Source organism: Pseudobdellovibrionaceae bacterium (genome assembly GCA_019637875.1).
Lineage (GTDB): Bacteria > Bdellovibrionota > Bdellovibrionia > Bdellovibrionales > Bdellovibrionaceae > JAHBUW01.
In genome coordinates, this window is the sequence record JAHBUW010000002.1 from 77,282 (window position 1) to 90,572 (window position 13,291).

The window sequence follows — 13,291 nt, forward strand, 5'->3', positions numbered from 1 at the left end:
TGCCTGGAATGGTTCAAACGTGAACAAGTTTGGAAGACGGTGCCGGAAGAGGTGCGTCTTCTTAAATGCGCCGTCGGTCTGTCCATCGGGGATGGTCTTCGAAGAGATGCCCGACGAAATCAAAGGGATCGTGACGCTTCATCCCGAAGGACTGAACGACACCGGGGTCGCGAAAACGCTCGCGGATCACGGCCTCTCTAAAAAATCGTTCTACCACCGTGTCGCGCAGGGGCGAGCGAAAAGCGATGTCCTCAGCCGAGGCGCCGTCGAAAAAATGTTTCGCGAAGACGACTATCGCGGAACTTTGAACTTTTACATGAAGTACACGGACCAAGTGGGAAATCCGCGCTACGCGAGTATCCCCAAGGAGAAAAAAGAAAAGATTTCGGTCTCGGTCCCGAGAATCCTGTCCGATGACGTCTGGGCCTAGCTTTGTGAAGAACGCTCCGGTCGTCGTCGGTGGGCTCAGAGAAACACAGTCCACGAGTACCTTTGCAAAGATCTAATCGTCTGCGAAGAATGCGGCATCAACTTATCGGCTCGGCCCAAGCACGCCTGGAAGTATCTGCGAAAGCAGAAGCGGTTCGTCGAGTACGATCCGATTTTCTACTACACCTGTGCCCGCAAGCCGAAGGTCGGCGGCTTTCGGTGCAACTCGAAGACCCACCATCGCGCGCAGCTCATCGACGAGCTTGTGTGGCAGAAGGTCTCCGCCATCGTTAAAAACCCTCGTCTATTACAGGAGAAACACGCGGAATTCATTTCGGGCGACGCCATCAAACGAAGAACGGCGCAAATCCTCGCGCTCAAGGGATCCCATGAGGAGGAGCTGCTGAAACTCGAACGGCGGGCCTGCGAACTCTCCGCGCTCCTAGGCGAAGCGCGCATGGATGAAGAGGAATTCCGTGCGGCGAAGAACGCGAACCAGAAGCGGCGCGAGGACGTGCTCGCACAAGTTGCTTCGGTTTCAACCGGGATCGCGGCCCTTGAGGCTCAAGCGGACTCATCAGCCCTGCTGGAAGTCGCGAAGGAGTTGGCTGGGGTCGTAGACGACGCAAATTTCGAGCAGCGACGCGAGATCGTCCAGGCCCTCGTCTCCAAAATTTTAGTCTCTTCGTCCGGCGATATTACGGTCACGGTCAAAGGAGGGTTAGCTCTTGAGGTTTGAGCGAAGGTCAGGTTCTTCGCTACCAACACGCGCTTCTGGGCTCTACCTCGCACATTTTTTATTCATCGAGCGTCAGCCTTTCGACCACACCGGCTGGGAAAAGGTCTGCTCTGAATATCACGCTGTCGTGACGCCAAAGAACTAAATGCGGGTTCCTTCAGGAAGGCCACGGAACCTTCTCGAGGAGTCCGTTATTGATCATCTGCCTGATGATGTTTCTCGCTTCTAGAACCTGGCGGCCCTTCATCCTCACACCGAACTCGATGTTGCCGTTCAGACCGTGAAACGTGAAATTAGCCGACGAAACAAGCATCTCATCTGAATCCGAAATCAGGGTTTTCGAGTGCATCTTGGAATAAATCGCCGCGTTTTCCCGTTCACGATCCTGATAGAGGTCAGGGCGCCTGCACCCCGGAGGCCAGCCGGTCATGATCCTCGTCCCTGACCCGACGTTGCGATCACATACGAGGACCAGATCAACATCACGCCCGGCGGTCTCATGGAGCCAACCGATGAAATCACCGTCTGAAATCTCATAACCCAACGCGATGATCTCTCTCCGCGCCGACGCGAGAATCCCCTTCACGACATTCGCAGTCTGACGTACTCCAGGAATGGCGGAACCCGGGATCGTGGCGACGAACTCGGCCTCGGAAAATCCACTCTTCATCTCCCCACGCTGAACCGCGAGCGCCTGAAGAGTCAGAAGAAGAATGTCACCACCTCTTTCCTCGCCGAAGGATCTGTTCAGCTTCCCCAGAACCGATGAGGCCCCCGGGACCGCACAGACACGCTCTTTGCTGCCCGGAGAAAACAGGCTCTCGGCGCTCTCCATCTTTCCCAGCAGTTCGAAAACATCTCTTGGCAGTCCCATCTTCTATTCCTGGTCCTGACGCATGAAATCCGAGAAGAACCCAATGCCGGGGGATGACGGAGTACCGACAAGCATCGCCCTGTCCAGAAGCCTGTTGAACTCCTCGCAGGACGTTTCCGACAGCAACTGACACGAGTGACAGGCCGAAAGGTTCAGCCCTTCAGAAAGCGATTGAACGGAGTCGATGCACAGGGGATCCGAAGAGCACCAAGCCATCGCCTGAAGCGCGTTGCGGACGAGCGAATAAAATCTGCCTGAACGCCCTTGCCTCACGAGACCGCCGAGCGTACCGTCGGAGTCCGGCGTCGCGGTATAAATCAGCAGACCCGCCATCTCGACGGAACCATGACCGACATATAGCCGTTCCCGCAGTGAAGCGCTCGAATACCCGCACTCCAGGGCGAGTTGCCGGATCAGCGCATGGGAAAATGAGTGAATCAGGAGTAGACGCGGTGTGATCGTCCTCGGCGGGGGCGTGCCGTGGCGGTCAAACCAATCCGTCCGATACGCCTCATTGACCTGCGCCGCGCGGGCCTGCACCTCCCGCTGCTGTTCCCAGACCGCGAGAGCGGCCAGATCAAGCTCGACAAAGATGCCTTCACCGCGGACCTCGATCGCGGGCAGCCAGTTCTTCGGTTCCGTCTGAATCTGGCAATATCTCGTGGTGTCGGTGTCCCCGGCCGGCGGCTTGATCCTGGTGAATGCCCTGATCGCCCGGACCTCGCGAAGTCTCGTGGCCCGCACGAGACGGGAAACCCAATGCCTGAGTTCCGCGGGAACTTCTTCTTCGGAAATCTCGAATTCGGAATCATCGTCCAACGACCTGAAGTCCGGCTTGGTGAACTGAACGTACTCGTCAGTCTTCAGATTTTCAGGCGTGGCATTTTCCAATAAGGCCGAGCGGGTCTCGATGATCTCGTTGATCTGCTCAGGCGTCTTTCCCATCTTGTCATGCAGCTCGAGAAACTGAATGCGATCAATCCTGGTCGCTGCATCGGGAATCCGGCACAGACGGGCCCAATGGTCGCCGAATTCGCGCTGCATGCGGTCTGACCACGGGGGAATGTCGAGAGCGGAAAGAACCACCGGAAAATAGAGATTGCTGGCCCCGCGCTGAAGGACTCTGGGCGTGGCCGGACACTGCACCGGTTCCGAGGCGAGCCAAGGCCGTTTGCCCTGGCACCGGAGACCTTTGAGCGCATCCGAGCTGAAACAGCCGTCCATCGAGCGCATGCTACCGCAGGTCTTGCATTTCAGTTTCAGTCCGGAGAGGCCGCTGGAGGTCCCGTCCGAAAAAAGAAGCAGTTCGGGCCCCTTGCAGTCGTCCTTATGCTGAACCCACATGTTCCACGGGAACTCGTCCAGATGTCCGTGTTCGCAGGCGACGATGAAACGGACCGGTACGACGAAAACATTCCTGTTCCCCTCCGCTGCCGAACAAGGACCGCAGTAAAGAACCGGATTGCCAGGATCCTCAGCCCAGTTTCCCGCCGGCTTCAGTCTGTGGCACTTCGGGCACTGAAGCCAGGTCGGATACCTTACGCCGATCAGACTCGGAACATATCTGGACTCTTGCCATTGTTCCCTCTGCGGCTCCACGGGCGGCAGACGGAAACCGTCGACTCCGAGAAGCCTCTGGAGCCTGTACTCGAAAGTTTTCTGCGGATTGTGAAGTCCGGCGGGCTTGGCTCTCTCGTCCCACTGCTCAAGACCCGCAGCGACCACTGACACAGGAGCGTTGTCGACGCGGAAGTCGATGATCGCACCGGGCCCGTAGGTCATCACGGCCTGACTTCTGCGGACTTTACCGAGTTCGTTATTCGCCATCTTTCACCTCCGGCCCTTTCCTTCGCAAAGCGCGCGCGACGACGAACTGAGTGGATGGTTCGACTTCGCGCATGGAGTTCGGCGTCGACCACACGCGACGGAGCCCCCATTCGGCCTCCTTAATAGCCGCGACCTGCTCGGCGGACATGAGCAGACTGTGTCCTCGCGGGCTGTCATCCCAGTACTTCCGCAGATCATCGCGTCCATACCATTCGTCAATAAGCCTTCTCAGATCGGATTCAACCCCCGCGGCTTCCGACGCATCCACCTCGGAGGCGCGCCGGGAAATCCTGGCAGCTAGCTCTTCGCATTTTCTCCGCTGATCGAGCGAAAGCGCCGGCCGCTCGGTCAGGCCATCGACAAGATAGCGCGCCATCGCGACAAGAGCCGCGTGCAGGGCTTTGTCCCGTGCGCGGGAGGCGAACGGCGTGACACTCGTCGCTTCCACTTCCCTGTACAAGGCCGAATGCCAAGTGGGGAAGGTCTCGTAGTGTGAGCGGTCACGGGCCTTGCTGTTGTTGTAAACGGCGATGACAAGTCCGGGGATCGCCGATCGGCCGACGCGGCTTGTGGCCTGGATGTATTCCGCCATTCCCTTCGGCTGACCGTTGACCACCATAAGAGCGAGCCGCGGGATATCCACGCCGACACTGATCATGTTACTGGCGAGAAGAATGTCTACCGCGTCGCCCTGATCATACTTCAGCTTCAGTGACTCAAGCATATCCGGAATCTCAGACTGTCGCTTCGCGCTCGTGAGTTCCTCTGGAGGAGCCAGCATCCGCTCTTTCTCGTTCCTTCGCTTGGAGATCGTTTTGATCGTGCTGGGAACGTCATCAAGCATCATCACTCGCGCGCCGCCCAACTCACGCAGCGAATTGAAGTAGGCGACGAGCGTCCAGTAATCGTCCTTGCGATCATCCGGAACGTGGCTGTCCGTGACGGCCTGAAGCAGGGAGGCGCACACTGCCTGCAGAGTGTATTTGGGAGACCGGCCCGCCGTGGTCACGCCGACATAAAGACGTCCGGGATTAATCCCGTCTGTGACAGCGAACCCGGAATTCCCGGCATCAAGACCGGGCGGCGGGAATTGGAACGCATCGCGATTGAACAGCGACCTGATCTGCTCCTTCGCCCTCCGGATCGTCGCGGTCGAACCGATGAGTTTCGGCCTGAATCCGCCTCTTGAGCAGAGTTCATCCACAGCCACTTCATAGATTCCCGCGATCGTGCCCAAGGGCCCCGAAATCAGGTGGAGTTCGTCCTGAATGATCATTTCCGGCGGGTCGAACTGCGTGCTCACTCCGAAGAGGCGGCCGGTGTCAGGTTTCCGGACAATCTGAGCGAACTTGTCGATCGTTCCGATCACCAGTGACGGGCATTCCCGATAGATGTCGGTGTCGACCGTCCAGACGGGCAGGTTCATCTTGGTCTTTCCGAAAACACACTCATCGTTGAGACAGAACACCGGGAACCGGCTGTTGTCGCCCGTGATCCCCCAGCGGAGTTTATCGGATCTGCAGGCGGGACAGGTCTTGAGCTGCTTCGGTGACGAGCTTGCCTCCGGGCTCTCCGCCGCTTCGTGTGCGTCTGAAACATTGTTCGGGGTCGCCGCCCCTCCCACCCAAAGGCCGATCGAGAACCTCGCCTTCCCGAGTCCGTACCGCTCGCCTTCAGTCGTCCGAAGATGCTCACAGGCACAGATCAGCGCGGCCGCGCGCTGAAACTGCTGAACGGTAAGAAGCCGCAGGGTGTACCGCATGAAAACATTCACTCCCGCTCCGCGATCGGGGTTCTTTCTGGAGCTTATCCTGCGGTAGAACAGTGTGAACGCGATCAACCCGAGATACGCTTCCGTTTTCCCGCCACCGGTGGGGAACCAGAGCAAATCCATGACCGAGCGGTCACGACCATCCCGTATCGCGAGAGACTCCACGACAAGAAGCTGGAACGCCAGCTGGAACGGACGCCAGCGCAGATGCTTGTTTTTTTCGTCCTTCTGCCAGACGACCTGGAGTTCCATCGCCCTGTTCGCGAGCTGGAAAGACTTCCGCACGTTTTCATCGCTCGAGATCAGATCCGCCCCGCGATTCATCCGCTCCAACGCGCCTTTACAGACATCAAGATTCTGAGCCGCCTGCGCTCTTAGATCCGCGCTGACAGCACCGACCTTTTTCTCCTGAGAGAAGATCCAGTCACCGTAACAATCGCAAAGCAGCTTCATAGCCTGGCTCAGGCTTGCGGGATCCGCTCCGCTCAGCCATTCTGCTGACAGGGGGTCCAATCCCGGAGTTCGCGACAGCCTGCCGAACTCAGGAGCCCCGTCAGGACTGACGGCGCTGACCTTGGCATCAGGAATCCATGTCGTGGAAATAGAAACAGGCTCGCCATCATCATCGCATTCCCAGGACGCCGAACTCGTGTGTCCGACGGCGAACTCCCTGGTCCCGCGATAGATCAGGTCATTGCACAGACTGTCTTCATCAACGCCGCCGCTTCTGACCGGTCTCGGCACAAAACGGCTGCCGTTCACCGTCGTGATCTCGATCCCCGCCTGGAAAAACGTCGCCATTTCCGATTCAGGGCGGGACTCTCCCGCATCCCGGTCATTGATGAGAACAGTGGTGCAGGTCACTTTCCGCCCGCTCAAGGCGGTCTTGATATAAAGGCGTCCTCCCGGAAGACCATATTCCTGAAGCTGCTTCTCCCGGAATGAATTCCCGAAGTCGAGCCTCACGGGGCCGACAACGAAGTCGTGTCCCGATCTTCTCCATTTCGTCACGCGCGTCCGGCCCGTGTTCTCGTCCCGCTCCTCGATCCCTTCATAAGTCCCGCATCGCACGCGGATGTTGATCTCCGGCCAATCGCCGCCGTCGTTTCTTTCGACAACGAACGAGAGGCCGGCGCTTGCCGGCTTGAGACCGGCTATCAGAGGAACGCTTTCATCCGCCGTATCGCCGGTCGTGGACTCACTTTCACCGGCACCCGAAAGCTGCTCATCCTCTTCCGGGTTAAGCTGGGTTCTCTGCGGGAACAGGATCCCGCTGAGATATCTGTCCGAGGGACGCTCCGAAATGACTTCATCAGCTTGGTAGGGACCGACGAGATCCATCCTGAGTCTTTCCAGCAGCGTCCTTCTGCTCGAAGCGGTCGTCATTTTTTACCTCCTGGAAAATACTCTTTAAAAAAAACTTTCGTGTAGCCGCGGATTACAGGTGCCACAAACATGCCGGACGCGGCGTAGTTTCCCGACATCTTTTCCAGATGAGCCGAGTCCTCCGCGAAAACCACTGTCCGCAATCCGAAAAACTGAAGATTCTTGATCTCGTTCCAGGGCTTCAACCGGATTTCCTGTCTCAAGCGCCGCCCGATCTGGAAAAGGTCCATATTCAGGCTCTGGTGAAAGCGACCGGCGAAGAACCACGAGTTCTCTCCGTCCGGACGGATCTGCAGTCTGTAATCGTAGTCCCCGCCATCGGCAGGAATTCGCGCCAGAACTTCCGCATATCGCCCCGCTACCTTGACCAGATTTTCCTGCAGGACCTCGATGTCCGCCGGATTCCTGAAGTCACGGGCTCTGACGACGGAAACCGGATCAAGATCATCCGCAAGACCGATCTCCACCTGCGCTGCGGGCGACTCCTCGAAAAAAATACGGTAAATCCGTCCGCTGCCTTCCAACGCTGATGCCGGAGAGGAGTAGCCCACGCCGATCTTTAGCGTCGCCTTGGCGCGCGTGGCCCCGACATAAAGAACCCGGCTTTCCTCATCATCGGTTTCCCCCGATCGCCCGCGAGGCATCATAAGCCCGACTTCCGCAGCTTCCCGCCCTTTGGACGCATGGATCGTTCCGACGATCATTCCCCCCGTTCCCGCTTCGGCCAGACAAAATTCCTGCGGCGGACGTGACCGTGACAGAACCTTCCGCAGGCTCTTCGGCACGAGCACGTCACCGCGAGGGCCCCGACCATATCTTTTAAGCAGTTCCCATGCCTCATCACGATCAGGAGCCCCCAGAGCCGGACCCCTGGAGCCCATGCGACGCTCCCACAAAGCATCAAACCGGTCCTTGCTGATAGCGGGACCGACATATCCTCCCAACAGAGCACCGATCCAGGGAGCGATCACGAGAGGAAGATTGCCGATACGGATCCTGTGGATCAGTTTTTTGTGATAGAGGATCGAGGACATCTGAAGGACCTCGGCTCTCCGTCTGAAAAGCATCAGTGTTTGACGCGCGTTCATTTCCTCGTAGTCAGTGTCCTTCAGATCCTGGGGAAGGTTGTCCGAGTTCTCAGCGATGTGTTCCTTCAAGCTCCGAAGACGTTCCGCAGGGTCAATCGCCGAGGAGAGGAGCGGGCGGGCGCCCTCGAATATCCGGACAAGACCCTGATTCCCAGTCCTGTAGACCTTCTCGAGCGATGTCAGAAAAAACTCGGCCGCGAAAACCTGATCTCCCTTGATAAGATCGAGAAGACAGCCGGACACGCCGTCCTTCTGATCGTTCATCTCATCTGTGAATCCGTAGATCGCCTGCGCGCTGTCGGCGAAAACCGTGACTCCGCATTCTTTCGGAAGAACGCGCATGAACTCGAAGGAAAACCGCGCCCGAACGCTGACAAGATCCTGCGCCTCGTCAATGATGACATGGCGATAACGGGAAAGATGGTCGATCAGGTTCTCCGAACCCTTCTGAAGCATCTCCAGGACGGAACGTATATTTACCTCATAGCTGCCGAACAGGTCTTGCACTCCGGACTCATCGAGGAATCCGTGACAGAGCTGCCAGACTTCCGAATCGAGAGTCGTGATCCTGACGCCGGCCGCCCGATGCTCATCCCCCGAAAGGGTCTTAATACGGCTCCTGAGCTCGGCAACCGCGGTCCGCGTGAAACTGAAGATCAGGATATTTTCGGGCTCGATTCCAGATTTCAGAAGATGCGCGACACGGGCGCATGCGACCTCGGTCTTCCCGGTTCCCGGCCCGGCTTCGACCACGATCCTGAAATCAGAAGTTGCCTCGATGATTTCACGCTGTCGGTCATCCCACTTGAAAGGATGACTCATGGCCGGGCTTCTTCACCGCGTCCCGAATACCGCACCTTTTTCCGGGTCCGTCCGGTCAGAAGCGTGAGAACAGTCTCGCCGATAGCCTTCGAGAACAACGGAGGAACGGCGTTACCGACCTGCACGAAAACATCGCCCATGCAGCCGTGGAACCTGAATCCATCAGGAAACGACTGAAGCCGCGCGGCCTCCCGGGGAGTGATCGACCGGGCCTGCTTCGAGTCGTAATGAATGTGACTGTAAGAGTCCTTGCTGAGATGAGCGGTCAGCGTCCATGACGGCCGCGAGCGGATGAGTTTACGCCACTTTTCCTTGAACGAGTCGACCCGGTAAGGCGGGATGAAATCGTCCCGTCTTACCTTTTGCCCGGCCTCTCTCGCGGAACGGTAAAGACCTTCCGCGATCCCGATCGCATCCGGATATTTGTCGCCCTCTTTCATGCGCCGGAAGATCCGGAAGTCCCTTGGCGTCCAACGACAGAAGTGATCACGAACGATGTCGTCAGCCTCGTATCCCGGCCATCTCCTCATCATCTGCGCGTATTCCGAAATCCTGCCGCGGACATAACAGGGCTCTTCATGGAGTCCCCGCAGGGCTTTATACTTGCGGCCCTTACTCAGCGCCTTCAGATGAGCCGTGAACCCTGGCAGATCACCAAGGGCATCCTGCACGCATCGGAAAGGACGAGTAGCAGCAGCCCTTTTCAGCCGGGAGCAAGGTACAAAAAACTCATCATCCCGCCAAAGCTGCGCGGCACTGTCCCCTCCGGTCATATGACCTTCGGTTTCCGGCCCGTCAAAACGTATCATCGGGAACTCGGGTTCGATCGCCAAGTCGTTTCTGAAAGCCATGATAATGACCCGTTCCCGCAGTTGCGGGACGCCGAACCAGGCCGCGTTCAATACCGTGGCTCTGACGTTGTAGCCGGCTTCCTGAACCTGCCGACACACGATTTCCGCCACGTTTCGGCCTCCGATGGAAAGCATTCCCGGAACATTCTCGAAGAGAAAAACCTTGGGCTTCAACTCCGTAAGAAAATCGATCACTTTTCGGTACAACCTGTTTCTCGGGTCAAGGGAATGGCTGCCTTTCGAGCCCGCCAGCGAATCCAGTTTCGCTCTCCCCACCCGGGAAAAGCCCTGACAGGGCGGACACGCCACGAGCAGATCGAGATTCGATATCCCGCGCGCGGAGAGTTCTGCTTTCAGTTTTTTGAGATCAACTCTGGTGACATCCCCGTCCGCAGCCCTGACCGCCTGCAGAGGGGTTTCCCCGAAATTCTCCTCAAGTGTCCTGCGCGTGACCGGATTTATCTCGACCGATCCCAAAGACGTGAATCCGGCGGATTCAAGCCCGAGAGTGAAACCGCCCGAGCCGGCGAACAAATCGAGAAAGTAATGGTCTCTGTTGCGGTTTCCGCGCTGATTCAACTGTCCACCCCTAGGCTGCCCATGTCGCAAGGCAGACTGCCCGGGGATCACCCGGAGCGAGTCATAGCTAATAACGGCCATGAGGGTATGCTAACAACCGGTTTTATCCGTGAAAACCTCTGAATTCATTAAGGTCGGTTGAGACGACACCGTCAGTCAGCTCGAGCGGTCGACTCGACTTTGCTGAGCGCCGCATCAAGATCTGATTTCACATAGCTTTCCCGTGCGCGAATGACGGTCCAGCCGGCCATCCTGAGTCTGCCGAAATTTCTTTTGTCACTCTGGATGTTAGTTTGGATTTTTGTTCTCCAAAACTTGTTTAACTGATGTTTCCAGGTTCCGAAGCGTCCTCCATGCCAGAAGTCGCCATCGATAAACACGATCCGCGTTCTTGAAACCATGATCGCATCCGGTGTGCTCGGAAGACCGCGCACATGCTTCCGGAACTTGAATCCGCTGCGATGCAGACCGCGCCTGACAAGCGGTTCGGAGCGCGTGTCCTTCCCGCGAGTCGTCTTGCCACTGTCACGGTCGGCAGCGGACGCAAGAAGAGAACGCCGAACCTTCAAACGCGAGTTCTCGAAGAAATTCTAACTTCGTCAGGCATCTGCCCAATAACCGAAATTGCGGCGTTGCTTTCCGCGCTCGAGCCTAAACAACAGGTAAACGTGCATGTAGAGTTAATGACGGATCTCTACCCAAAGCGAAAATCGGTTGAACTGTCTCCGCCACCAAATACACCGATATTCGCTGGCCTAGTGACGCCCGAGTTAATCCTTGATGCTATCAAAGCGGCCCGCATCTCGAAGGAGAAGGGGACGACGACCGAGGAATAAGATGTTGAGGATAAGGCTGCATGAGCGTCCAGGCGTCGTCATGCAGCTAAGTCGACGATTTCCATCAAATAGCTAGTAAAACTCTGACTTCATTTTTCTTAATTAGGTTAATGATTCGATAATACGAATAACGGCGCTTCAGCCGACAAGTCCTCGTCCGAAGAGCTTGTGAGATAGGCCACTGAGCACTCGGTGTACTGAGGCTCGCGTGAGACCTACCATCCCAAGTAGTTTGAAACATGAGGGATAAGCTTAACGCGAGGGTAACTGAATGTCCGAATTCGAAATGCCGCCTCCGCCTCCATCACAAGTGCCGCCGGTTCCATCCAAACGAATATATGAAATCGACAGCGATGATAAGGCATGGGCGCTGATCCAAGAAATGGCATCAAATACAGCCCAGATGGATGATGCTGTTCTAGAGTTCAGGAACTACCCGGTTGTTACCCTCCATTTTGAAGGAGAGAAGTTCCATCAATCTATGCCAGCGCGGACAATGAAGGCGTTAATCGAGCTTCAGAACGATGTCTGCCGAATGTACGCTCTGGCAGTATACGAGGATTCGAATCATCCGCTGTCAGACGAAGAAAAGGCGCGTCTTGAAATCGTGTTCAAGGTTGAGGAAGGTAGTACAGGTATTACGGCCTACATTGGCGACGCACTTAAGGCATTTGGAACCGAGGCAGGAAAGAGAGTGAATATTACAGGACGTCACCTCGTAGTCATCTCTTTGGTCGCGGCTGTCGGTTACGCGGCTCCGGAGATACATGGGAAACTTCGCGATGCGGAGGTGGAGAAAGTAAAAATCCGCGAACAAAATGAGACGGAGCGCGCAAAAATACAGGCTGAGGTCCAAAAGTTCGAAGCAATTAAAGCAGTAGCACTCTCCACTAGTAAAGGAAGAGAAGCGCTTTCTATCGTCGAAGACTCCACGAAAAAGATCGCCCAAAGCGTGACCGGAGCAGAAAAAGTTACGATGAACGACGGAAGCGAAATTACAGAAAAAGTTGCAAAAGAGATTTACCCTCGAAAACCGCGACGGAAATACGATCAAGTTCAGCTTAACGGCATTTACCAGATTAAAACTTTCGCGCTAGAAGGTGGTGGTAAGATCACGATCCAGTCCGCCGAAGGAAAAACCTTCTACGCGGAATTCGATGCATCGAACACAGAGCTTAAGGATACACTCTATAAGGGGCATGCAGGAGTTCTTGAACTCACGATCAACGCCAGGGACTCTGAAGGTAGTTACAAAGACATCGTTGTTATTGGAGCGAAGCCAGTTCAGGCAGTGGCCGAAGCTAACACTTCTAAAACTCTGTAGCCTCATAGGACATAAGCTTTCCCGAACTATAATTTCCTAGCGGAGTAGAATGAGGAGTCTCTGTCGGCTTACTTCGGTAAGCTGGAAGCCGACAAATCTGTTCAACAATCCCATCGAAGGCGAACGTACGCTACAATTTACCACAATGCGGTAAGTACTGAAGTTGATCGGGTTGCTGAATATGATCAAGCCAACATTCAGTCTTTCGCATTCGCTCACGATCCGCCAGTAGAGCTCGTTATCGCTCGAGGAAACTACGTCCTCCATATGAATCACAAGAAAGCTTCTGTGCGCGAAAGCAGAATGCGCAGAAGCTTCGTACACACATACAATGCCGTCCTCTACGCACTTCTTAATTTCGAATGTGGATAGCTCGAGACTCTTACCAGGTATAAAGGGGTAAGCGCAGATCCCAACTACAGCAATGTCGGGCCTAGTCCACACACCACCAGTTTGCCGCCGCCCCTGATGAGCGATAAACTCGACGATTGGATCTCGACGCTCCTCGTTGATTACCCAGTGCGATCGAAGATATTCGGCAACCGGTTGATATAGCAAAGCTTCAAGTCGTCGAGGTGCCTCATCTACAATGACTTCGTCACGCGACTCTCGCTCTGGTTCCTCTCCGAAGAATGAATTTGAGAATTTGGCCGATTGTCCATATGCCGTGGACTAGCAGTTGTCGCGTCCCAGTCAATTTAGTTACGCTTCCTATGCGCGCCTCGACCTATAAAATCACGCATCAATGCTTCGAGCACCACACTG

Annotated in this window: 9 protein-coding genes; 3 read left to right on the forward strand and 6 right to left on the reverse strand. The window is 56.0% G+C overall.

What is annotated here, in order from left to right:
• Positions 1-106: 106 nt before the first annotated feature.
• Entirely contained in the window at positions 107-430 is a 324-nt protein-coding gene (locus KF767_03100) for a hypothetical protein (GenBank protein MBX3016852.1), read from the forward strand.
• Positions 431-505: 75 nt separating this feature from the next.
• Entirely contained in the window at positions 506-1,168 is a 663-nt protein-coding gene (locus KF767_03105) for a zinc ribbon domain-containing protein (protein ID MBX3016853.1), read from the forward strand.
• 157 nt (positions 1,169-1,325) lie between these two features.
• Here the strand turns inward: KF767_03105 and KF767_03110 are convergent, their stop codons facing one another.
• The 6 genes from KF767_03110 to KF767_03135 all read right to left on the reverse strand — a co-directional run bounded on the left by KF767_03110 (position 1,326) and on the right by KF767_03135 (position 10,935).
• On the reverse strand, positions 1,326-2,042 hold the full coding sequence (locus KF767_03110) for a hypothetical protein (GenBank protein MBX3016854.1): 717 nt from the start codon (positions 2,040-2,042) through the stop codon (positions 1,326-1,328).
• A 3-nt stretch (positions 2,043-2,045) separates the two neighbouring features.
• A complete protein-coding gene (locus KF767_03115) occupies positions 2,046-3,869 on the reverse strand; it encodes a DUF1998 domain-containing protein (protein ID MBX3016855.1) in 1,824 nt (607 codons plus the stop codon).
• On the reverse strand, positions 3,859-7,026 hold the full coding sequence (locus tag KF767_03120) for a hypothetical protein (protein ID MBX3016856.1): 3,168 nt from the start codon (positions 7,024-7,026) through the stop codon (positions 3,859-3,861). The genes KF767_03115 and KF767_03120 overlap by 11 nt, the downstream gene beginning before the upstream one ends.
• Positions 7,023-8,936, reverse strand: coding sequence for an ATP-dependent helicase (locus KF767_03125; protein MBX3016857.1), 1,914 nt, complete (start codon positions 8,934-8,936; stop codon positions 7,023-7,025). Before KF767_03125 ends, KF767_03120 begins: the two co-directional genes overlap by 4 nt.
• Entirely contained in the window at positions 8,933-10,366 is a 1,434-nt protein-coding gene (locus KF767_03130) for a DNA cytosine methyltransferase (protein MBX3016858.1), read from the reverse strand. Before KF767_03130 ends, KF767_03125 begins: the two co-directional genes overlap by 4 nt.
• Before the next feature lie 152 nt (positions 10,367-10,518).
• On the reverse strand, positions 10,519-10,935 hold the full coding sequence (locus KF767_03135) for a hypothetical protein (GenBank protein MBX3016859.1): 417 nt from the start codon (positions 10,933-10,935) through the stop codon (positions 10,519-10,521).
• A gap of 538 nt (positions 10,936-11,473) precedes the next feature.
• On the opposite strand from KF767_03135, the gene KF767_03140 reads away from it, so the two are divergent.
• Entirely contained in the window at positions 11,474-12,526 is a 1,053-nt protein-coding gene (locus KF767_03140) for a hypothetical protein (GenBank protein MBX3016860.1), read from the forward strand.
• Positions 12,527-13,291: the final 765 nt, after the last annotated feature.

Bases quoted from the DNA above. Each gene is read 5' to 3' on its own strand.
- KF767_03100 (MBX3016852.1), top strand. From the start codon at position 107: ATGCCCGACGAAATCAAAGGGATCGTGACGCTTCATCCCGAAGGACTG.
- KF767_03110 (MBX3016854.1), bottom strand. From the start codon at position 2,042: ATGGGACTGCCAAGAGATGTTTTCGAACTGCTGGGAAAGATGGAGAGC.
- KF767_03115 (MBX3016855.1), bottom strand. From the start codon at position 3,869: ATGGCGAATAACGAACTCGGTAAAGTCCGCAGAAGTCAGGCCGTGATG.
- KF767_03120 (MBX3016856.1), bottom strand. From the start codon at position 7,026: ATGACGACCGCTTCGAGCAGAAGGACGCTGCTGGAAAGACTCAGGATG.
- KF767_03125 (MBX3016857.1), bottom strand. From the start codon at position 8,936: ATGAGTCATCCTTTCAAGTGGGATGACCGACAGCGTGAAATCATCGAG.
- KF767_03140 (MBX3016860.1), top strand. From the start codon at position 11,474: ATGTCCGAATTCGAAATGCCGCCTCCGCCTCCATCACAAGTGCCGCCG.